The organism is uncultured Photobacterium sp., assembly GCF_947502415.1.
In the GTDB taxonomy this organism is placed as follows: Bacteria; Pseudomonadota; Gammaproteobacteria; order Enterobacterales; family Vibrionaceae; genus Photobacterium.
Genome location: NZ_CANMZV010000004.1, coordinates 77,831 through 100,049, shown reverse-complemented (window position 1 = coordinate 100,049; position 22,219 = coordinate 77,831). Strand labels below are relative to the sequence as shown.

General features: G+C 44.0%; 19 protein-coding genes and 1 tRNA gene. 9 read left to right on the top strand and 11 right to left on the bottom strand.

Features of this window, described 5'->3' with window-relative positions; genetic code table 11:
* Positions 1 to 75: 75 nt before the first annotated feature.
* Complete coding sequence (locus Q0852_RS05870) at positions 76 to 519, bottom strand: DUF4174 domain-containing protein (RefSeq protein ID WP_299015210.1); 444 nt, start codon at positions 517 to 519, stop codon at positions 76 to 78.
* A 181-nt stretch (positions 520 to 700) separates the two neighbouring features.
* Entirely contained in the window at positions 701 to 1,624 is a 924-nt protein-coding gene (locus tag Q0852_RS05865) for a LysR family transcriptional regulator (RefSeq protein WP_299015207.1), read from the bottom strand.
* 189 nt (positions 1,625 to 1,813) lie between these two features.
* Here Q0852_RS05865 and Q0852_RS05860 point away from each other — a divergent pair, with 189 nt between their 5' ends.
* From Q0852_RS05860 to Q0852_RS05845, 4 genes are all read left to right on the top strand, one after another.
* Complete coding sequence (locus Q0852_RS05860) at positions 1,814 to 3,007, top strand: glycine C-acetyltransferase (RefSeq protein ID WP_299015204.1); 1,194 nt, start codon at positions 1,814 to 1,816, stop codon at positions 3,005 to 3,007.
* Positions 3,008 to 3,127: 120 nt separating this feature from the next.
* Positions 3,128 to 4,159, top strand: coding sequence for an L-threonine 3-dehydrogenase (gene tdh / locus Q0852_RS05855; RefSeq protein ID WP_299015202.1), 1,032 nt, complete (start codon positions 3,128 to 3,130; stop codon positions 4,157 to 4,159).
* A 182-nt stretch (positions 4,160 to 4,341) separates the two neighbouring features.
* The gene (locus Q0852_RS05850; RefSeq protein WP_299015199.1) at positions 4,342 to 5,937 is read left to right on the top strand and encodes an ABC-F family ATPase; all 1,596 of its coding nucleotides are present in this window, start codon (positions 4,342 to 4,344) and stop codon (positions 5,935 to 5,937) included.
* Between the two features lie 92 nt (positions 5,938 to 6,029).
* Positions 6,030 to 6,494, top strand: coding sequence for a YaiI/YqxD family protein (locus Q0852_RS05845; RefSeq protein ID WP_299015196.1), 465 nt, complete (start codon positions 6,030 to 6,032; stop codon positions 6,492 to 6,494).
* 21 nt (positions 6,495 to 6,515) lie between these two features.
* Here Q0852_RS05845 and Q0852_RS05840 read toward each other — a convergent pair whose 3' ends face one another.
* The 3 genes from Q0852_RS05840 to Q0852_RS05830 form a co-directional block, all read right to left on the bottom strand.
* Positions 6,516 to 7,565 (bottom strand): ParB/Srx family N-terminal domain-containing protein, encoded by a 1,050-nt coding sequence (locus Q0852_RS05840; RefSeq protein WP_299015194.1) that lies wholly within the window; start codon positions 7,563 to 7,565, stop codon positions 6,516 to 6,518.
* 158 nt (positions 7,566 to 7,723) lie between these two features.
* Positions 7,724 to 8,401, bottom strand: a complete 678-nt coding sequence (locus Q0852_RS05835) for a DUF3334 family protein (protein ID WP_299015191.1) — start codon at positions 8,399 to 8,401, stop codon at positions 7,724 to 7,726.
* Positions 8,402 to 8,651: 250 nt separating this feature from the next.
* A complete protein-coding gene (locus tag Q0852_RS05830) occupies positions 8,652 to 9,011 on the bottom strand; it encodes a glutathione S-transferase N-terminal domain-containing protein (RefSeq protein ID WP_299015188.1) in 360 nt (119 codons plus the stop codon).
* A 172-nt stretch (positions 9,012 to 9,183) separates the two neighbouring features.
* Here Q0852_RS05830 and Q0852_RS05825 point away from each other — a divergent pair, with 172 nt between their 5' ends.
* Together Q0852_RS05825 and Q0852_RS05820 are read left to right on the top strand one after the other, a co-directional pair.
* Entirely contained in the window at positions 9,184 to 9,462 is a 279-nt protein-coding gene (locus Q0852_RS05825) for a diguanylate cyclase (RefSeq protein WP_299015185.1), read from the top strand.
* 192 nt (positions 9,463 to 9,654) lie between these two features.
* Complete coding sequence (locus Q0852_RS05820) at positions 9,655 to 10,002, top strand: DUF3802 family protein (protein WP_299015182.1); 348 nt, start codon at positions 9,655 to 9,657, stop codon at positions 10,000 to 10,002.
* Positions 10,003 to 10,203: 201 nt separating this feature from the next.
* Here the strand turns inward: Q0852_RS05820 and Q0852_RS05815 are convergent, their stop codons facing one another.
* Positions 10,204 to 11,688, bottom strand: coding sequence for a sodium:alanine symporter family protein (locus tag Q0852_RS05815; RefSeq protein ID WP_299015179.1), 1,485 nt, complete (start codon positions 11,686 to 11,688; stop codon positions 10,204 to 10,206).
* A gap of 1,029 nt (positions 11,689 to 12,717) precedes the next feature.
* Positions 12,718 to 12,794: transfer RNA gene (locus Q0852_RS05810), tRNA-Pro, on the bottom strand.
* Positions 12,795 to 13,695: 901 nt separating this feature from the next.
* On the opposite strand from Q0852_RS05810, the gene Q0852_RS05805 reads away from it, so the two are divergent.
* The 3 genes from Q0852_RS05805 to Q0852_RS05795 all read left to right on the top strand — a co-directional run bounded on the left by Q0852_RS05805 (position 13,696) and on the right by Q0852_RS05795 (position 16,242).
* Positions 13,696 to 13,998, top strand: coding sequence for a hypothetical protein (locus Q0852_RS05805; protein ID WP_299015176.1), 303 nt, complete (start codon positions 13,696 to 13,698; stop codon positions 13,996 to 13,998).
* A gap of 544 nt (positions 13,999 to 14,542) precedes the next feature.
* Complete coding sequence (locus Q0852_RS05800; RefSeq protein WP_299015173.1) at positions 14,543 to 15,400, top strand: ABC transporter ATP-binding protein; 858 nt, start codon at positions 14,543 to 14,545, stop codon at positions 15,398 to 15,400.
* A complete protein-coding gene (locus Q0852_RS05795) occupies positions 15,397 to 16,242 on the top strand; it encodes an ABC transporter (protein ID WP_299015170.1) in 846 nt (281 codons plus the stop codon). Before Q0852_RS05800 ends, Q0852_RS05795 begins: the two co-directional genes overlap by 4 nt.
* A gap of 141 nt (positions 16,243 to 16,383) precedes the next feature.
* On the opposite strand, the gene Q0852_RS05790 is transcribed toward Q0852_RS05795, so the two are convergent.
* From Q0852_RS05790 to Q0852_RS05775, 4 genes are all read right to left on the bottom strand, one after another.
* Positions 16,384 to 16,587, bottom strand: coding sequence for a hypothetical protein (locus tag Q0852_RS05790; RefSeq protein WP_299015168.1), 204 nt, complete (start codon positions 16,585 to 16,587; stop codon positions 16,384 to 16,386).
* Positions 16,588 to 16,690: 103 nt separating this feature from the next.
* A complete protein-coding gene (locus Q0852_RS05785) occupies positions 16,691 to 19,525 on the bottom strand; it encodes an Hsp70 family protein (RefSeq protein ID WP_299015165.1) in 2,835 nt (944 codons plus the stop codon).
* A 55-nt stretch (positions 19,526 to 19,580) separates the two neighbouring features.
* Positions 19,581 to 21,416, bottom strand: coding sequence for an Hsp70 family protein (locus tag Q0852_RS05780; protein ID WP_299015162.1), 1,836 nt, complete (start codon positions 21,414 to 21,416; stop codon positions 19,581 to 19,583).
* Entirely contained in the window at positions 21,416 to 22,042 is a 627-nt protein-coding gene (locus Q0852_RS05775) for a DUF2760 domain-containing protein (protein WP_299015594.1), read from the bottom strand. Before Q0852_RS05775 ends, Q0852_RS05780 begins: the two co-directional genes overlap by 1 nt.
* Positions 22,043 to 22,219 lie beyond the last annotated feature (177 nt).

Sequence of the window (22,219 nt, the reverse complement as noted above, 5' to 3'; positions counted from 1 at the left end):
ATAAGATACGTTTTCTAGTACAAAGTTAAATCCTCCTTGGTGAAAAATTGGACGGAGTAGACAAGGAGGCGTAGATCAGGCCGAACAGCGACTCGGGCGGGATGCCATTTCGACTTTTCTGAGTGGCATTTTATCAACGAGCTCTGTGATATAAAGCCAGTTTGTTTCTTCTCCCCAGCGGTATTTTTCCTGGCCGTCTTTGCCGATCAGAATCGTGGTGTGGCCATCACTATTGATGTTGTATTTTTTCCTCAGTAACAGAATGTCTTCAGGACTGAATAAATTGGCGGGCTGATTGAACCCATCTCGGGTAATGATGACGGTTTTGATATCCCTTTCTTGCAGCAAGCAATCATTCATTAATGTTTCCACGATGAATGCCTGAACATGTTCATCCTTCTCTGGCGCAAACAGGACAATACTGCGATGGTTCCAGTGGATTGAATCTATAGGGTAGGGGAAGCCTGATGCGCTGAATAGGATGAATGCTGAGTACAAACAATAAAGAAATGCTTTCATTGTTGTCCTCCTGAGTGCCGTGTTTTAGTACGAGTAAAAACGGTGAACTTGATGGCAAAGATCAATAGTGGTTCACCGTTGATACCAAACTAAATAACTAGAAACAGTATAGTCTATTGCTCATCGGCAAGATTGGGGTGGTTTTATTCCGAATGTTGGTCATCTTGTAGCTAATTGACAATTAATGAACTGTGTACTGATACAAGTGCTCTGAAACATAGTCTATAAATACGCGTAAGCGGGCAGGCATAAATTTGGTCTGAGCAAATTGAAGCGCAATATCGCCCTGGTAATTGCCTTTGATTGTCCAGTCATTTAGCACTTCTTTGACAGTTCCATCTTCCAGTGCTTTTTTAATAACGAAGTCGGGGAAGATACCGATCCCAAGCCCATCCAGTACGCCGTTCAAGCGCATTTGCGAGTGATTCACCGCATAACGGCCCTTAACCGGGATGGTGTGGAATTGATCGTCTTTGACAAAATCCCAGATATGGTCGGTGGCTGTTTCTCCCAGGTAGATACAGTCGTGTTCAAGTAAGTCTGTAGGTGCTTTGGGTGTACCGCGTCGCTTGAGGTAGTCGGGGCTGGCGCAAAGGCTCAGGCTGACTTTGCCCATTTGTTTCAGTACCAGGCCTTCAGTCGGTTTTTCAGTTAGTCGGAAAACCACGTCTATACCTTCCGAGATAAGGTCAATGTCCCCGTCGGAGGCTTTGAGCTTCAATTCAATATCCGGATATTGGGTAAGAAACGGAGTGACAAGTGGCTGCAGTACGATACTCAAAAATGCTTTTGGGGCAGCAACCGTTAGTGTTCCTGAAGGTGTCGTGTGCTCAGAGCTGGTGTATTCAACGGCTTGCTTTGTTGCTTCCAGTATTGTGCTGCACTGATCATAGATCCCTTTTCCTGATTCGGTAATAACCAGTTTACGGGTGGTACGTTCCAGTAGTTTGGCCGACAGTGCATGTTCCAGGTGGGAAAGCTGTTTGCTTAGTGCCGACGGGGTAACTCCAAGCTTTTTGGCTGCGGCAGTAAAGCTGCCTTCATCAACGACAATTTTAAAAACAGCCAGTTCCGGCATCAGGGCAATCAGTTTATTTGTGTCCATAGTTCAAGAGTCCTTTTCCCAGTCAGGGGATAATAGTCTGATTACACTTGAATTAGAATGGGCGTAGAACAAAGATCCTGATAAATGTATATTTTTTCAGGCAAATTACCTACCCTGACTATATGGAATTTACTTGGTGAATACGATGATTGTGTCGTATCTACTAAAGTTAGAGTTGAGAGGAACATCATGTCAGCTGCATTCTACGACCGAATCAATCAGCAAATTGAACAAGTAAAAGCTGAAGGTTTATATAAATCCGAACGTGTTATCACTTCTGCCCAAAAGGCAGCCGTTGCTATTCAATCTGGTGAAGAAGTTCTCAACTTCTGCGCCAACAACTACCTTGGTCTTGCTAACCATCCTGAGCTGATTAAAGCCGCTCAGAACGGTATGGACAAACATGGCTTTGGTATGGCGTCTGTACGCTTTATCTGCGGTACACAAGACATTCACAAAGAACTTGAGCGTAAATTGTCAAATTTCTTGGGTATGGAAGACACTATTCTGTACACATCTTGTTTTGATGCTAATGCGGGTCTGTTTGAAACTATCCTGGATGCGGAGGACGCTATCATTTCAGATGCGTTGAACCATGCATCTATCATTGATGGTGTTCGCTTGTGTAAAGCAAAACGTTTCCGTTACTCAAACAACAACATGCAAGAACTGGAAGAACAGTTGATTGCCGCTGACGAAGCGGGTGCTCGCAATAAGCTTATTGTGACAGACGGCGTGTTCTCTATGGATGGTGTAGTTGCTAACCTGCCTGCTATCTGTGATTTGGCCGATAAGTATGATGCATTAGTCATGGTTGATGATTCGCACGCTGTTGGCTTTATGGGCGAGCACGGTCGCGGTACTCACGAATACCATAACGTTATGGATCGTATTGATATCATCACCGGTACGCTTGGTAAGGCAATGGGTGGTGCATCTGGTGGTTACACTTCCGGTAAGAAAGAAGTCATTGACTGGCTGCGTCAGCGTTCACGTCCATACCTGTTCTCAAATTCTGTTGCGCCAGGTATCGTTACTGCTTCACTTCGTGTACTAGATCTGCTTGAAGAAAGTGGTTCTCTGCGCGATCAACTATGGGATAACGCGACTCACTTCCGTAGCCGTATGACAGAAGCTGGCTTTACTATGGCGGGTGCTGATCACGCTATCATTCCAATCATGTTGGGTGATGCGAAAGTCGCTGCTGAGTTTGCCGAGCGTGCACTGGCTAAAGGTATCTATGTGGTTGGTTTCTCTTTCCCTGTAGTGCCAAAAGGGAAGGCTCGTATCCGTACTCAGATGTCTGCAGCGCATACTCGTGAGCAGCTGGACAAAGCCATTGACGTCTTCATTGAAGTCGGTAAAGACATGGGCATCATTTAAGCGCTCAATATGCTTATTTGAACATTTTTAAGACAGGGACGGGAAGAATGTACACCTACAAAAAAAGTTGTAGCTCGTTCCTGATATCTTTAATCCAATAACGTTGTTGAGATAAAAGCCATGAAAATTAAAGCTCTATCTAAACTGAATCCTGAAGAAGGCATCTGGATGACAGAAGTGGATAAGCCAGAGATTGGTCATAACGACTTGCTTATCCGTATCAAGAAAACCGCAATTTGCGGTACTGACGTTCATATCTATAACTGGGATGAGTGGTCTCAGAAAACGATTCCTGTTCCAATGGTTGTCGGCCATGAATACGTAGGCGAAGTTGTTGGTATCGGTCAGGAAGTACGTGGTTTCGAGATTGGTGACCGTGTATCCGGTGAAGGCCATATTACTTGTGGTCACTGCCGTAATTGTCGTGGCGGCCGTACACACCTTTGCCGTAATACTATCGGTGTTGGTGTAAACCGCGAAGGTGCGTTTGCCGAATACTTGGTTATTCCTGCATTCAACGCATTTAAGATCCCTGATGGCATTTCTGATGATTTGGCGTCAATTTTCGACCCGTTTGGCAACGCGGTTCACACAGCACTGTCTTTCGACCTTGTTGGTGAAGACGTTCTGATCACCGGTGCAGGCCCAATCGGCATTATGGCTGCTGCGGTTGCTAAGCATGTTGGTGCTCGTCATGTTGTAATTACTGACGTGAATGAGTATCGCTTGGATCTAGCTCGTGAAATGGGTGTGACCCGCGCTGTAAATGTGGCGAAAGAGAAGCTGGAAGATGTGATTGAAGAACTGGGTATGACAGAAGGCTTTGATGTCGGTCTGGAAATGTCTGGTAACCCATCTGCGTTTAACAGCATGTTAGCTAGCATGAACCATGGCGGTAAGATTGCACTGCTAGGTATTCCGCCATCAGATATGGGTATCGATTGGAATCAGGTTATCTTCAAGGGCTTGATTATCAAAGGTATCTATGGTCGTGAAATGTTTGAAACTTGGTATAAGATGGCAAGTTTGATTCAGTCTGGTTTGAACCTAACTCCAATCATCACACACCACTTCAAGATTGATGATTTCCAGGAAGGCTTCGATGTCATGCGTTCCGGCATGTCTGGTAAAGTAATTCTTGATTGGGAATAATCCTGAAGCTGAATGAAAAAAGCGCCGTATATCGGCGCTTTTTTTATCTGATATGGTTCAGTTTGGATAGGGGTGATGTATGTCACTAAATCTGATATACTCCACGCCAATTCAGAGAAAAGTCGCCTGATTAAGGCGGCTTTTTTAATGCTCGATAGATAAATCTATATTGGAACAGTACATTGATTTCAACAGCTAACATCACAATGCAATTTGGCGATAAGCCATTGTTTGAAAACATCTCAGTTAAATTCGGCGAAGGTAACCGCTACGGTCTTATCGGCGCTAATGGCTGTGGTAAGTCGACATTCATGAAAATTTTGGGTGGCGAGCTTGAGCAGTCTGCAGGTACTGTTTCAACCGATCCTAACGAGCGTATGGCGAAGCTAGGTCAGGACCAGTTTGCGTTCGAAGAGTACACAGTTGTTGATACTGTGATCATGGGCCACAAAGAATTGTGGAAAGTGAAGGAAGAGCGTGACCGTATTTATTCTTTGCCGGAAATGTCCGAAGAAGACGGTATGCGAGTGGCGGATCTTGAAACCGAATTCGCAGAAATGGACGGTTACTCTGCTGAAGCTCGTGCAGGTGAACTACTTCTAGGTCTGGGTATTCCTGAAGAGCAGCATTTCGGCCTGATGAGTGCGGTTGCACCGGGTCTTAAGGTTCGAGTACTTCTGGCTCAGGTTCTGTTCGCTGACCCTGAAATCATGCTGCTTGACGAACCAACGAACAACCTGGACATCCACACAATCAGCTGGCTTGAGCAGGTTCTGCTTGAGCGTAACTGTACAATGATCATCATCTCGCACGACCGTCACTTCCTAAATAGCGTATGTACGCACATGGCGGATCTGGATTACGGTGAACTTCGCTTGTTCCCTGGTAACTATGATGAGTACATGACGGCGGCAGAAGCTTCACGTGAGCGCTTACTCGCTGACAACGCCAAGAAAAAGGCACAGATCGCGGATTTGCAGACATTCGTAAGTCGCTTCTCTGCAAACGCATCTAAAGCAAAACAGGCAACCTCTCGTCAGAAGCAGCTAGACAAAATCCAGCTTGATGAAGTAAAAGCATCAAGCCGTCAGAGCCCGTTTATCCGTTTTGAGCAGGAAAAAGAACTGTTCCGTAACGCGTTAGAAGTTGAAGACCTAAAACAGGGTTACGGTGAGAACATTTTGATTAATGGTGTGAAGCTATTGGTTGAAGTGGGTGAGCGTATTGCGATTATCGGTCAAAACGGTATCGGTAAATCAACTTTCCTTAATACGTTGGCTGGCCAGATGGAGCCAATGGAAGGTATGATCAAGTGGTCAGAAAACAATAATATTGGTTTCTACGCTCAGGATCACAGTGCTGATTTCGAAGAAGATATGACTCTGCTTGACTGGATGGGCCAGTGGAAGAAAGAAGGTGATGACGAGCAGACTGTTCGTGGCATCCTTGGTCGTATGTTGTTCTCACAAAATGATATTAAGAAGTCGGTAAAAGTGATTTCTGGTGGTGAGCAAGGTCGTATGCTGTTTGGTAAGCTGATTATGCAAAAACCAAACATTCTGCTTATGGATGAACCAACTAACCACATGGATATGGAATCCATTGAAGCATTGAACCTGGCGTTGGAGAACTTTAAAGGTACACTGATGTTTGTTTCTCACGACCGTCAGTTCGTCTCTTCGATTGCGACACGTATTATCGAGATCACCAAAGATGGCGTAGAAGATTTCCACGGTACTTATGAAGAATACCTACGTAAGCAAGGCCTGCTAGGTTAATCATTATATCAATGGTAATATCTTTTAAAGCCGCCATTTAAGGCGGCTTTTTTATACCTATTAGTTTTATCTTTAGCTAACGAGAGTAATGAATGAAAATTTGGGTTGATGCTGATGCTTGTCCGAATGTCGTTAAAGACATTCTTTTTCGCGCTGCTAACCGGGTAGGGGTAAAGGTAACGCTGGTGGCTAACCAGTTTATTCGTGTTCCGCCATCTCCGCATATTAAATCAATTCAGGTTGAGTCTGGATTTGATGTTGCTGATAACTATATTGTTCAGCAAGCTGAAGTCGGAGATTTGGTGATAACTGCCGATATCCCTCTGGCTGATGAGCTGATCACCAAAGGTGCACACGCCCTGAATCCGCGTGGTGAAATGTATACCAAAGATACGATTAAGCAACGGCTGCAAATGCGTGATTTTATGGAAACCATGCGAAGCAGCGGTATTCAAACGGGCGGCCCTGCTGCGTTGAATCAAGCTGACCGCCAGAACTTTGCCAATAAGCTTGATAGTTTTCTTGCTAAGAACTTTCGTAGACCTTCTGAAACTTAACAGATAGCTAAAGAGGCTGAGCTACTCGGCCTTTTTGTTTGAGCTTTTTTTGCTTTTATCTTTATCTTTTTCTTCGTTTTCCAGAAGACGTTTAGGCGTGGATTTTTCTTTTTTTTCCAATCGGTACGCTAATGCATAATTGAAGTCTGATTTTTTGTTCGTAATCAGGTGTTCGAGAGCTTTGCTGTCGACTGTTTTAAACTTTCCCATTTCTTTGGCTGTTTTATCTGACTTCCCTATGATTTCATCATCAGGCATATCAACCATGACAGTTGCGGCTTCAGCTAAGGCTGTCGCGTACTCATCGGGTACATTTAAGTCGTAGTCAGATATTTTCATGTACTTTCTTAGTGTCAGCGCCCAGTTCAGTTCAAAATAGGGAGGTGTTGATTCTTTGTTCTGATTTTTTCTTGCTTTAGCAGAGGAATAGCTGATCCCTTCCAGAAAATAGACCAGCGAAAGGTACGGGTCGTTTTTCAGTTGCTTACGCCCTATATACTGCGGCAGGTCGTCGACATCTAGCTTCTTGCCTTTGGCGCTAATGAGCCAGACTTCATGGTCGTTGTTCATTTCAGCCCAGAAATCATCGGCAGAGCCGACAAGATTGTGCGTCACTTTGACCATTATCGGAACACTTATCCCACCATTAGGCATATCCCAGAATGTCGAGAGGGTATGGTGTCCTTTCGTGAGAAATAGCATTCCGTCTTCGGGACCAATAATAACAGTGCTCAAGGCGTCGCTGAGGGTGCCTGATTTGGCTTTACACTGATACGATGATGGGTCGGTTGGCTTGGAGTCTTCGCTCCATTTCTTGATGCCTTTGGCGCCGTTTGCCTTACAAAGGTCGTTATACATTTGTTTTTGGTTTTTGTTATAACGGGCAAGGTTGGCATATTCCCGGTCGTAGCTTAATACTGCTTGGGTCGGAAGCAATTGATCTAGGCTCACAGTAATGACATCGCCACTTTTGAGTTTGCCATAAGTTGTTTTCTTTGTATGCACAATTGCGCTTAAGGTTGCAATTGATGCAATAATGGCAAAGCAAGAGATGACACGCAGACTCAGCATAAATCAGATCTCGTGGGCAGCGAAGACGATTCAAAGTCTAGCAAAGTGGAATAGGCGGGAGTGTCAAAGAAGTAATAAACTAACCTGATCTTATATCTATTTGCTCTGGTATATGGATACAGATAGATCAGGTTAGTATCGCGACGGATAGCGTGAATTTAGATACCTAGCTCGTCAAGCAAGTCTAAATCTACGTCTACAGTATCATCGGCTTGTTTCTTGCCTGCTTGGTCTTTCTTCGCGTTTTCGATGATTGCATCCGGATCAACTTCGTCTTGCTGTTCGAACTCTTCAAGCTGAATGAACTCAGTTTTATCCATCGCCAGTTCCAGATAGAAAATGTTGTTATTTTCAGTGGTAAAGCTAACGCGACGAGCCTGAGGGCGATCCAGGTTTGTATCAACAGACAGTAAAATCTGCTTGTTAAGAGCCAGCATTTTGGGCTGGTTCTGGGTAATCGAAATACGCAGCTCACGACGGATCTTGCCAGTGAAGTCACCAACAACCTGATTCATGAGTTCACCTAATACGTCGGAAACTTCGTCAGCTGTATGGTGAATGGCAAGGTCATCTTGTGACATGCCCATCTTCAACATGTAGTTCTGGTAAATCTCTAGCGCGGCCTGCTGTGAGAAGTTGGTGACAACCAGGCCGGTAAATCCGCCGTCAAAAAGTACAAAGCAGCCGATATCTGGCTTTAGGCTTGTCTTATTGATTTTTTGAACCATCGCTGAATAGCCGATTTGGCTATCAGTGGCAGTGGTTAATACATTTGAGATTGACTGACATAGTTTCAACAAAATGTCGTCAGTAGTGATGGTTTTCGTTTTCTTCATTGAATGCTCGGGTGTCTATATTGCAATAATTGGCAGTGTGTCATTAAAAACTCGAAAATGCTAATAAATGCACACTCATTCAGAAAGCTAATTGATGTGGTTCACTGTTTATAAACTGCTGTTCTTGTCAATAGCGATTGAAACACTGTTGTACTAAACAGTAAATACTTGTGCAGCCTGTAAAAATAAGATGCCGTTAAGTCAGCAAACCCGTTTTGAGCAAGAAAACGGGTTAAATATGTCTTCGTGATCAGGCGAAACGCTTTTCGAGATATTGGATTATGTCATTGGATTCGTACATCCACTCGACTTCTCCGTTGTTTTTCTCTATCCGTAAGCATGGCACTTTACGTCGACCGCCACCGTTGACAAGCTCATGCTCCCATTGAGCCTGCTTGGCATCTCTGGTTTTAAGTGGCAAGTTCAGACGTTTGGCTGCACGCCTGACTTTGACGCAGAAAGGGCAGGCATCAAATTGATAAAGCTGCAATTGACTCATAGAATCATTAATTTTCTGCTGCTCACTATCGGTTCGGTTGAGTGGCTTAGGAGAAAATACACCATTAAGTAGCAGAATTACCCGCCCGAGAACCCATCGGATGACTTTCATTGAAGGCTAGTCCTTATCGTTATCATTTAGAAACGAGATTGTATTACAGTCGCTTTAAATTGATAACCATAAAGTTAAACGGCAAAAAGACGATTTAGCACACTTATTAAATAACTTTCATAAACAGTGAATATAAATTTGACCAGAATTGATTATTATTAGTCCGTTAAAAATGGCTAAGAGGTATAGCTATTGTGGTCATTGGGAGGCGTATCTGGCTGAGAAGTTTGACGTGATTTTACTCGGTGCAACTGCCGAGCCTGGGCTTTATTTTACAGAGCGCTTACGTGGCAGGATAGAAGAAGCCTCTGTTTCAGTGGATGTCAGGCAGATTAATATCACAATAAACCTGGAACTTTGTGAGTGGGCTCCTTGGATTGAAAATTATGAACAGTGGCTGGAACTATCGGATACGGCACTGTATAGGTCTAAGCAGAATGGTCGAAATTAAACAACAATTTATGCTCAAAAGGGATATAAAGACCGTTGTACTTTTTTGAAAACTGTCAATATTTAACAACAAGTTATATGTGGTAGTTTATTTATCATTTTGATCGAGAGCAAGAACATCGATTTAGAGTATTGTAATTCCGCTCATTCTTCTTAGAATTGGAACAAATTATAACGAACCCAAAGAATTTATATGGTTGTTGAGTCTGAAGGCTATCATGCGTTGATAGAATATTTTACTGAGCATCTGTCTTTGTTTGAAAATGCAAATACAGACGGTGGTAGTGAAACAGTAGAAGATGTTGTTACTGATATGATAGCAACCAATTTAATGGCGGTTTTCTCACAAAACCCTGATATTGAAGCTGATTTTCGTTTTAAGTTGATGCAAGAAGCGGATGCGGTTGTTGAAGATTTGTCAGAAGTGCTAGCGGGCGCTTGGCATCGTTGTCCGACAAATGAACAGATTGCATTTCTTGAAGATTATATTGGGCTAGTTAAAAACTTATTTGACAGTGCGATTAGCCAACAAGGGGCGTAATTGCATTTAAACGGATACCAAAGGCAGCCTCGGTTGCCTTTTTTTCATCCTTAAACCACTTACTTTAGTTGGTGGTTATCATTCATTGTCATTCTTAAGCTGCCGTCTCTTATGATAGTCGAGAATGTCCGGTGTGTGACGATAATAAAAAACGCCCCGCTTTAAAAGCGGGGCGTTGATTTATGAAGAGTGTTGTTACGCTTATTTGCTTACAGCAACTGGGTCTGTACCTTCTGGGTGCCATGCACCGTCAAGCTCGTCTAGTTCTGGGAACTTAGAACGGTCGAATTCTGGTGTTTTTCCAGCTTTTAGCTGCATTTCGTAGTCTTTGATTACTTTGATAGCAAGCTTAGACAGCATAACCAGTGCTACAATATTGATGAGTGCCATTAGGCCCATTGAAGCATCAGCAAGGTTCCATACTACAGGTAGTGATGCAACTGAACCAAACATTACCATTGCAAGAACAACCAGACGGAAAGCAAATAGTCCTTTTTTGGTGTTGCCGTTTAGGAACATGATGTTCGTTTCAGCATAGGTGTAGTTCGCTATAATAGATGAGAAGCAGAACAGCAGGATTGCGGCAGCCATAAAGTAGGTTGTCCAACTACCCAGTTCGTTAGTTAATGCCTGTTGTAATAAGCCAATACCGGATGCTGCGTCAGGTTGATCCATTACGCCAGAAAGCATAATCATTGCAGCAGATGCAGTACAGATTACCAAGGTATCAGCAAAAACACCTAACATTTGAACAAAACCCTGAGAAGCAGGGTGGTTTGGATTTGGTGTTGCACTTGCTGCTACGTTAGCCGCAGAACCCATACCAGCCTCGTTCGAGAATAGACCGCGAGCAATACCGCTTTGCATTGCCTGAGCGATAGTGTACGCAACACCACCAGCTGCAGCTTCCTGCCAGCCGAATGCGCTTTTAACAATCAATGCAAGTGCGGCTGGTAGCTCTGTGATGTTCATTGCAACGATGATCAGTGCGATCGCCAGGTAGCCAACAGCCATGACTGGAACAATGCGGGCAGATGCTGCAGCTACTTTGCGTAGACCACCCATAATGAAAAATGCAGAGGCAGCAACGATCAGCATACCCATGTAGGTTTCATCAATACCGAAAGAGTGGTTTAGGGCATCTGTAATAGTGTTTGCTTGAACAGCATTAAATACCAGGCCAAAAGCGATGATGAGACACACTGAGAACAGTGAACCCATCCAACGCATACCTAAGCCTTTTTCCATGTAATAGGCAGGACCGCCACGGTATTGGCCGTCAACGTCTTTAGTCTTGTAGATCTGGGCCAAAGTTGATTCGATGAAAGCGGTCGACATACCGAACAGGGCGATAACCCACATCCAGAAGATTGCACCAGGTCCGCCGACAGTTAAGGCAACTGCAACACCAGCCATGTTACCTGTACCGACCCGGGCTGCCATTGATGTACAAAATACTTGGTAAGAGCTGATGCCACTGTCAACATCAGTGCCACTTTTAAGCACGGTAACAGCGTGTTTAAATTGGCGGATTTGAATGAAGCCGAGACGTAAGGTGAAATACACGCCTACTGCAACAAGTAGATAAATAAGTAGTTGGCCCCATAGAATACCATTAACCGCGCCGATGACCGACATTAAGCCGTCATTTAGCGATGTTAACCAAGTTTCGTTAGTTACACTCATACAATTTTCCTGTAAATAAAGCTCAGCCAGTCCGAGATTGGCCGAGAGAACCGGAACGTCCATTTATGTGACAGTTCGTGGAAGTGATTCTGGATTTATATTTATATAGTTTGTGAACACACCAATATGAGCCATTGGTTGCATTTACAATTGTGAAACATAGAATCGGATGTTTCATCTGAGTAAGGCGTTGAAAGTTAGCATGAAACTCCGCAAAGCCAGTGTGATCCCTATCACATTTTTGCTATGGAGATTATGCAAAAAATGTAAACGGTATGCTGGCTGTTATTAAATATCATTTTTATACAACAACTTAAAACAAAGAAACGGTGTTTTTGGACTTGGTTATGTGAACGGTGTTCTTTAAATAAAAGATGGAGATTTAACTCGGTATTAACCGTTATTATCGAAATATCAACCTGTTTGGCAGGTCTGCCTTGTCACATAATATTATCATGTGCTTGTTTTGTGAGCTGTTTTCTCATCATTTGAGAACGAGTTAGCTTGATGAGCATTTGCTCGGTGGTTGAAATATTGCTTATATATGATTGCTGTGTTGAATTTCCCCCGTCAGTAAAAGAAGGGGGAGGAAGTCATATGTAGTGCAGCTATAAGAGTTGCTTAATTCACTTTTTGTTTGTGAGCAGATTAGTGGTTGAAAGCAGGTTTAACATGATTGAGATAATATAGGTTAATCGTTTGAGAGACTTCATTTGAAGTACTGCTTGTACACTGATGTCCACAAACACAGATATAAATATTATCTTCTGACATTAAATATTCATCTGATTGACCGCAATTCTCGCAGACCGGAATTTGGCTCATTGATACCTCCGTTATGATTCTGTTTTTATCTTACTGTGAGCCTAATCAATTTCATATCCTGTGAAAATGAATCTTGGATTCATAGCAAGATTTAACATTTGGAATAGTTTTTTTTCTTGCAATATAAAAGGAGGGGATCAGTTAGAGGGGGGTATAAGAGAAAACGAGAAAGAGGCTGGGGAGTGTTGAAAAAATAAGGCCTCTTGGTCGGACATACTGGATTCGAACCAGCGACCCCTACTCCCCCAGAGTAGTGCGCTACCAGACTGCGCTAATGTCCGCCAAAAGGCCTTATTGATACTAACTTATTGACATAAAAAGGTTATCAGCAATGAGAAGGCAACGCAAAATAAAAATATGATCACCGTAACATAAATGGCAAAAGGCTAATGGTGCACTTACCCTTGGCATCTTTACTTTTATAGCGGTGTCTTTTTATACGGTGAAGTGCCTTTGGATTAGCAAATCAAATGGATGCATCTAGGCTCTACAACGTCAAAATTAGACGTGATCGGCTTTTTTAGTGAATTACACTAACAGTTTTCATTTAAAACCCTTAGTTCGCTAGTATGAAAGGTGGGAAAGTATGCAGGCAGAGCACAAAGATCTGAGTCAGATGAAAATCATGGATAAGAAATAATAAATAAGAGGGTGGGGGCAGCGTTGAACGATGGAAACGGGATACAAGATTTAACATATTATTAAATCGTTGCACATTCGGCATATTATAAGTGGCGGCTATTGCTAGTGGGGTTAAGGGGCGAAAGTGTGAATTTTAGCTATCTTAGCTGTTGCCAATCTGTTTCATTTGAACCAAAATGTTTACAATGAGGCTGAATAGTGTCTTAACGAACACAATTTTGCATGTGTAATTGATGAAATTCATTAAATTTGAGTTCACATGATAGTCGTCTAGAGGTATTATCAGCCTGTGAGACAGTCTGGTGGCCACGTAGCCGCAAATTTCCATTATAATTAGAGTGTGACTACTGATCGCAATCATTACTGATGTTAATTGACAGACAGTCATCAACCTCTGACTTTCTAATGAGGTTGTCTTTCTTTGTGAGCAAAAAAGTTTAACCGCGTGATTATTGTCTCAAGGCCACTTTAATAAAAACGTTTAATCTATTTATTGGCTTGCTAATTACACGTTGGTTTATGATTTAAGAGGTATATTTCATGGATAGTTTTGCAGCGGCAGAAAAAGCTCTGTCTGCGATGTTAAAAAACGTTGATTCTACGACCGGTACGATGAAAGAAGAGCGAGTTGATTACCGAAAAATTTTGATCGACTTTGCTGATGAAGTACCAGGCCGTCAGAAGGCTGTCATTAAACGTATTCCATTGCAAAAGATCAATGATTTGATTGCCGTGTTGTATGAGTTTAAAGAAGAAGCACGGCAAGTACGCATGACTGAAATATTAGCTTTGATGGAAAAGGATGGTGTTCATCCTGATGAACTTTTAGGTAACGACGAGTAAAGCGTTACTACTAATATGGTTATTATTACATCTAATGCATAAACCCATCATTATGTTGGGTATGGTAGATGTTGTAATAGGTAACACTTACTTCTGAACATCATCATATCAATTCTTTAATTGATTGCTTTAAAGCGATAGAGTTTCTATTAGCTGTAACACAATTGCATCAATGGATACTGAGTAGCATTCAAACAATGTACTGCTTTTGGCGGTGGTAAGGTTGCGTACACCCAAAGAAACGATATTGGTTTCAAATAGACACCACGACTCACCTCTTTAGAATAAGATGTGCTTGTTTTCTCATTAATTTCAGCTTAACAGTTTAGGCTGAGGTTTCGCTCTTGTATTCGTGAGCAACACGAGTTCGACACAGAGAATTTGCTTAGCTGCTTTTCCTGCCGATTTTTGACGGAGGTATAAACTTTTGTCATTATCATTTATGAAATATTTTCATTATGCGCTGGCATAACTGTCGGCGCTTATTAATTCACACTATCTTTTGGTATTATTCCCGGAGTATATAAACAGCGGGTAATTGTTTGTGGAATTATTGATTAAAGCCAAACAGCTAGGAAAGTCATATCGGCGACATCAAGCACTGACAGATGTCAGTTTTGAATTGCGTCCAGGCCAAGTCCTTGGTTTGCTTGGACATAACGGTGCAGGTAAATCAACATTAATTAAGTCGATATTAGGCTCACAAAATTACGACGGACAGTTATCGGTTTTTGGCCTTCACCCGATAAAAGAGCGAGTGAAAATTGTCAGAGATCTGGCTTATATTTCGGATGTGGCTGTTCTACCTGGTTGGATGAAAGTCAGTCAAATTATAAAGTATATGGCAGGTACCCACCTGTCATTCGATCAGGAAAAAGCTAACCTTCTTTTAGAAGAAACAGATATAAATTTTTCCAGTAGAATTAAGAACCTCTCGAAAGGAATGAAAGTGCAATTACATCTTGCGTTGGTTATGGCAACTAACGTTAAGGTTCTTATTCTTGATGAGCCGACACTTGGTTTAGATTTGATACATCGTGAGAAATTTTACCGTAGTCTGATGACTTGGTTTGCTAGCGGTGATCGCGCACTTATAATAGCAAGCCATGAATTAGCTGAAATTGAAGATCTCCTTACTGACATTCTGGTTTTGAAAAAAGGTCGTCCGGTATTGCAGGCCAGTGTAGAGGAACTTGAAACACGGTTTATATCTCTGACGACCACTCCGGAAGCTTTAGAAAATGCATTGGCTCTATCACCTGTTTATCATAAACCGCGAAGTAATGATCATTTATTTTTGTTTGAGGACATGAGCCGAGAAAGTTTAAAGCAATTCGGTAAGGTCACAAAAACCAATCTTGCAGATATCTTTATCGCAAAACAGCTGGAGGTTGATGCATGAAAACCTTGCTTTGCTTGATAGAAAAAGAGCTTATTGAGTATCGAATTGTATTAAAGTTGCCGTTCGTGATTGCTTTGTTTGCGGTGTTGAACTTTGCACTGGTGGCTAGTGGAGACAATGTTAGCTTTACTGTGCAAACATCAGCAATGGGCGGTTTTGCCTTTGATGTGGCATCCACGGCATATGCGGGTTTGATCGGAAAGCTGAATGAGATGATTTCGGGCTTGGTTTTTCTTGTGCTGTTTATGGTGTATATACCTAAAACATTACGCAAAGAACGTCAGGAAGGAAGTTTGATGTTCTGGCGCTTAGTTCCCGTTTCAGATCAATTTGCTATTGTGGCTAAATTGCTTTTTGCCTTGGTGATAATTCCTTTAATTACATCTGTCCTGCTTTTATTCTCTGATGCCATTGTTTGGTTGTTGGCAAAATGGTTGATGACGGATGAGGTTATGGCCTCATTTTCAGTTACTATGCCTGCTATGCTGTGGCACTGGCTGGGCTTTATTGGCCGATTGGCTGTAATTAGTCTGTCATTGCTGCCGATTGCTTGTGTTTTACTGGTGATTTCTCAACTGACGAACCATCCGCTTATTACTGCTATCGTTGCTGTTATTGTCCTGAAGCTCACGACTTATATAGTTTTTGATACCAGTATCATAAGCGACTTTCTGAGTGGGATTTACTCATTGCCAGTGATGATTTTGAAGAGTGAAGTGCCATTACAAACCTATTTGAGTTTGGGGGTGCTTACGCAAACAGGCTTGTTATTAATGAGTGGCGGCTTGTTTTTCCTGTGCAGCAAATTAAGGTCTAGCGATGATCTGAGTTTATCGGACTAGTTGGAAGTGATACCAAATGGAATTGTTTTCAAACGGCTGAGAACGCTCTGATTGGATTAGGTCATTGTTCAGTTTGGTATGCTTAATAAAAAACGGAGAGCTTGGCTCTCCGTTGTTCGATCAGATAAATGTCGTCGACTGTTAGGCGGCTACAACTGTTTTAAGATAATCGATCTCGTTTTTGTATTTTCTTACATTACGCGACAGTGTACCTTTGGGTACCTCAAAGCGTTTTTCAGCTTCATAGCTGGATAGGCCATCAAAGATCACTGCCTCAACAGCGACACGCTGATTTTCTGATTTAAAAATTCGCTGAGCAATTATCTTAAATTGTGTACGGGTCATGCTAATACTCACTAAACACATAAAATTCCCTGCAGGATAGTCAATGCAGGGAATACAGGAAATTTTATGCTTTGAGATTAACAGCCCGAACCCTAACAGAACCTTAATCGAGCAAGCGTAATCCTGAAGGTAATGCATCACCGAATACACGTTTGGTTTCGGATTCAGTCAGGATCTTGACCTCCGATACCATTTTTATCCAACTTTGAGGTGCTTTGCTTGCCTTAAGTTTAGCGATGACCTCGGCTCGGTTGTGTTCATCAACATCGATTGCACGGTCACCTGTCATTCGGCACATCATTACGGCTGCAAAAGCGATGTAAGGTTCTTTTCGCCAGTCGAAATCCATCAGCTCCGGCAGGCAGTAGGAAATATGTTGTGGTGTCAGCAGATTGTGGGCGCTGCCGTAGAACGGACTTCGCGTAGCGATTCTGCCAATAGCCCACCAGTGTGCCTGTGCGTGCTGAGTCTTTTGCAATCGGCCAAAAAGCCACTCGATAAGCTGAAGCTTTTTATCAAATGGTAGGTGTTCCAAAGATGCTGCAAGGCGAACCATATCTTCGTAGCTGCGCTCATTCATTTCTTTATTGAGCTTGCCGTTACGCAGGGCGCTCGGGTTGATGTACTTGGCTATATCTTTAAATATCACGAGCTGTTGCTCCTGGCTTAGGCCTCCGGCGATACGTCGCCAGAAAGTCCACCAGTCACTCCAGGTCTGGGTATTACTATCAAACTGAATACTGTGTTGGTACAGCGCCCACACTTGCTCCATACGCCAGTCATCAGATGGATAACCAAACCCTGGTCGCATTGCAAAACCAGTTAGCTTAAGCCAATTGCGTTCGTGAAGATCAGAACGGCGACGGCGTTTTTTACTGTCCAGCAGCGCATTGGCCAGCTCACGCAGGCAAGGAGTTTCCCAGTTGTCTCGTTTACCCAGCATTTTTTCCAGATTACTGCGAAGCGTTTTTATGGCCTTGTTGTCGACATTTTTGGTACTGCCACCATAGACAAGCTTGATAGCGTCAATTGCTTCGCCAATTCGGGCCGGTAATGCGGATTCAGCTAGGGTTGAGCCTTCATGACCACGCTGGAGTTTTGCTAAATCCTTACGAATGGCAAATTCAACTTTCCAGCGCTTGTCTTCATCGTTCACGCTCACACACTCAATTTGCAGGGTACCTACTTCAGTTAGCTGGCAGGCGAGGGTGACTTCTTCACGATCTTTCTGGTTGGCTGCCAGCTCAGCACGATCACGCTCACTGTCAAGCGTCGCGATAAAAGGTGGCAAAGAGACAAAGCTTTCACTATCAATATTAAATAGCTTGCCGGCTTGGGTGTAATCATCATCGGTTGATGAGACAAGGTTGAAACGAACCGGCTCGCCAAGTGTTAAGGCAAACTTACGATCTTTAAATCTGATCTCTGCCCCTTCATCAATTCCTTTTGGCAGGATGCAAATACCTTGTTTGGTCTTTTTTTTGTCATCGAGAGCAAGGAAGAAGGAGCGGGCTGAACCGCCACCAATTTTCAGTTGAGCACCGTGACGAGCTTTTGCATAAGCTACAGCACCATAGGCAACAGACAGGTCCGGATGCGGGTTCTTTAATTCTGTGACGTCGTCACCTTTCCAGAGTGAAAAGGTATTCAGTACGCGCTCCGCCAGTATCGGGCTATTGAAGACGCCACCATTAAGCAATATTGCCGCAGGAATGGCTGGCTGGTTGTCACCAATGGTGACGTCATTGGTTGTTAGGGCTTCACGGCAAACCTTGTCATGCAAATCAATAAACTGCGCAAGGTGTTTGCTGATGGCCGGATCAGCTGCGTAGGGAAGGCCAAACTCCACAACCGCTGCCTGACGGTGGCTTGGCTGATCTTTATATTCTGTTTTCGGAAAGAAGCCATCAAGGGCAATGTTATGTACTTCTTCACGGGTTAGCTCAATGCTCTTTGATCCGCCGATCAATTTTGAACCGCTACCCAGTAAGGTCACTTTAGCTGTTTCTGGTGCATTGCCAGACAGCAATTGTTCTTTAACTTTGCGGGTTTGCTGGATCAGTTTGGACAGGCCGGCCGCACTGAGTTTTTTAGCACCGCCATGTAGCCGTTGTTCCGCTTTATGGGCCAGGGCCAGATCAAGGTTATCACCGCCAAGCATCAGGTGATCGCCGACACCTATACGGTCCAGTGTCAATTTGTCTTCTTTTGTGCTGACTTTTATCAGGCTCAGATCCGTTGTACCACCACCGATATCACACACCATCAGCAGAGGAATATCTTTAAGTAGTTCCTCTGCGTCAGCTTTATTCTTTGCGTACCAGTCGTAGCAAACGGCCTGTGGCTCTTCGAGTAGCAGTATGTTCGGTAAGCCAGCCATAGCTGCGGCTTCGAGCGTTAATGCCCGAGCGGCTTCATCGAAAGATGCTGGAACGGTAATAACCACTTCCTGATTTTTCAGTTTTGCATTCGGATGATGGTAATCCCATGCCTGACGAACATGGTTAAGGTAGCTGGCGCTTGCAATAACAGGCGAAACTTTGTCTACATTGCTGTTCGAAGACCATGGCAGGATGGGCTCACTACGGTCAACACCTGTGTGAGAAAGCCAGCTTTTGGCACTGACAACCTGACGACCTTCAACTTTGGCACCAAGTTCACGAGCAAATTCACCAATAATGGCATTGTCGATATCACCTAGCACAGGTTCGATATCCCAGGGCAATACCAGCTCTGACGGGGTGATTTCTCCGACAGCTGGATGGTAGCGGAATGAAGGTAGTAGGGGCTTTCTCGCAACTTCGCCTGGTGCAATCAGTTGGTCGATTTCAAAGATGTTGATAGGGCTTGTTTCGAGGTCGTCGGTTATTGGGGTGTATGCGACAACGGTGTGAGTTGTACCTAAATCGATACCGACAAGATAACGAGGGGAAGACATCTATTACTCCAAAAAAATCACGGCGCATCGTGGATGCGCCGTAATAGGGTAGGGTTTATTTTTCGCGTACGTCGAATTCAACCTGCCATTTTTCGCCGCCATCAGTAGGGATAGCTTCAAGGCAGAGGGTGCCTAGTTCTGTCACCCGCGAGGCGAGGCGAACAGGGACGATTTCTCCGGTTGTACGGCCTTCAGATACTGGCAGAGTAACCTGGATTGCTGGTAGTTCTTCCAACTCTTCAGGCTGCCACCAGTCAAGGTGGGTTCCGGCCGGGTCATCACGACGGACTGTTGAACCAAAGAATTTGAACTGAACCGGCTGGCCAATAACCAGGCCAAACTCACGGCTAGGAACATCGGCGTGAGTGCCTTCTTCCATACCAAATGGTGCAACACACAGTGCTTCCAGCGGAGGTTCCATACCAGGAATTGCCGGCATCGAGCTTTCGATACCTACATAGTAGCTGCTTGCAATACCACCACGGATACGAACGCCTTTACCTCTACGGACAGAACCGTAGTAAGACGCACCGCTTGCTACAGCAAGGTCAAGATCTACACCTGACAGCAGTTTTGCTTCAGGGCTATCGGCAGTTGTCAGCCAGCTGTTGATGATAGAAAGAAGGCGCTCAGACAGCAGCTGAGATTTTAGCACACCACCGTTGAACAGAATTGCAGTCGGGCGGATAAAGCCTTCATGAACTTGTTCATATTTTTCAAACAACTCATCAACCGCCGAAGACTGGCGGCTAAGGAAACCAGCGACATGGCGAGACACAGCGGCATCTTGCGCATAAGGTAGACCCATTTGAGTCAGCGCACCGCGATGCATTTCAACCGGATGTTCTTCGACACTGTTACGAGGGAAGAAACCTTCAACCAGTGTTTGTTGAACTTCTTCTTGAGTCAGTTCGGTCTGCAGGGTGCCGCCAAGCAGTTTTGAGCCTCGGCTTGGAACTACGATTGGCACAGCCTGAAGTTCTGAATCACTCAGTAGTGCTTCTTTAGCGTCACGGCAAGCATGAGTAATTGCTTGGATCTGCCATGGTTGAAGCTGTTTGCTTTCTTGAGCCAGCTTCATTTTCAGGCGGTAAGCTAGAGCCAGATCCATGTTATCACCACCCAGAAGGATGTGATCGCCAACAGCAACCCGGTTTAGAGTCAGGTTGCCGTCTTCTTCGGTAACTGCAACCAATGACAAGTCAGTAGTACCACCACCGATATCAACAACCAGGATCACATCACCGACAGACACCTGGTCACGCCATGTATCGTCGTTATTCTTAAGCCAGCTGTATACCGCAGCTTGTGGTTCTTCCAGCAGGGTCATGTGCTTGAAGCCAACATTGCGTGCAGCTTCTGCTGTCAGGTCACGGGCTGCCGGATCAAATGAAGCTGGAACAGTAATCGTGACGTCTTGTTCAAACAGCGGGGTTTCAGGATGCTGGTTGTTCCACGCTTCAGCCAGGTGCTCAAGGTAGTTACGAGTCGCATCTAATGGAGAAACTTTCGCCACCTCTTCCGGACTATTAAGTGGAAGGAATGCGTCACGACGGTTTACACCGCCATGGCATAGCCAGCTTTTTGCACTGGCAATCAGGCGGATTGGTGTTTTGCTGCCCAGCGTACGGGCCATGGCACCAACGATTGCGTTTGGCTGAGCATTCCATGGTAGTGCCGTATCACCTTCTGCAAGCTCTGATTCGTGAGCCTGATACATGAATGATGGTAGCTGGTCTTTTTCTTCAACATTACCCGGGTTGGTAAGTTGGGCGATCGGCATGACGTTTATTTGTGCTTCTTCGTCTTGCAGATCGACATATGATAATACGCAGTGGGTGGTACCTAAGTCGATACCAACGCTATAACGATGTTCTTGAGTTTCTTGCATTACAGTTCTACCTCAGCGGCGGCAACAATGTGTGCATCGTGACCTTCAGCCAGTTTAGGCAGTTTAACTACGGTCACTTTCCAGCCGCGGTGGATAAGGGTTCCGGTGAAAGGTGCTTCGCCAACCACATTACCTGTCAGGCGCACTTCAGAGGCATTGAAACCTTGTGGCAGGGTGATGCGGGTCTCTTCTTCTTCAGAGCGAATAGGGGCAAAGCAGAAGTAGTCATTAAGAACTTTTTGTCCGCCTTCGTGAATAACACGTGCAGCTGCACCGATTTCAGAATCAGCAAAACCTTTTAGATCTTCTTGCATGAAATCAATAAAACGTGCTTCTTGCTGAAGCAGGGAAAGCAGCTGAAGCGCGGCATCAGGCGTTGCCGTTTTCAGTTTTGGTTCTACTTCAATAATCTTTTCGACAATTTTTTCAACTTCTACGATCTTCTCAACTGGTTTTTCAACCTCGACGATTTTCTCTACTTCGACTTCTTTTTCGACAATCTTTTCGACTTCAACTGATTTGCCTTTTTTGGCGATATATAAAACCAGTAACACTAATACCAGCCCGCCTAACCAAGCGTGGCCCATATCAATTGTTGTCGGCATTGCCGATAAATCCACAGTCATTTTAGAAAAATCAAAAGCCATATCCGTCTTCTCTATACAGTGAAAAATACATTCACTATGAACAATTTGGGCTGAATACTAACATACTCATGCTGCAATACATCTAAGGCCAGCGCTTTTTTGCCTTAAATCAGCTTAGAATCGAAGCCTGAGATTATTTTGCAACCAATCAAGGGT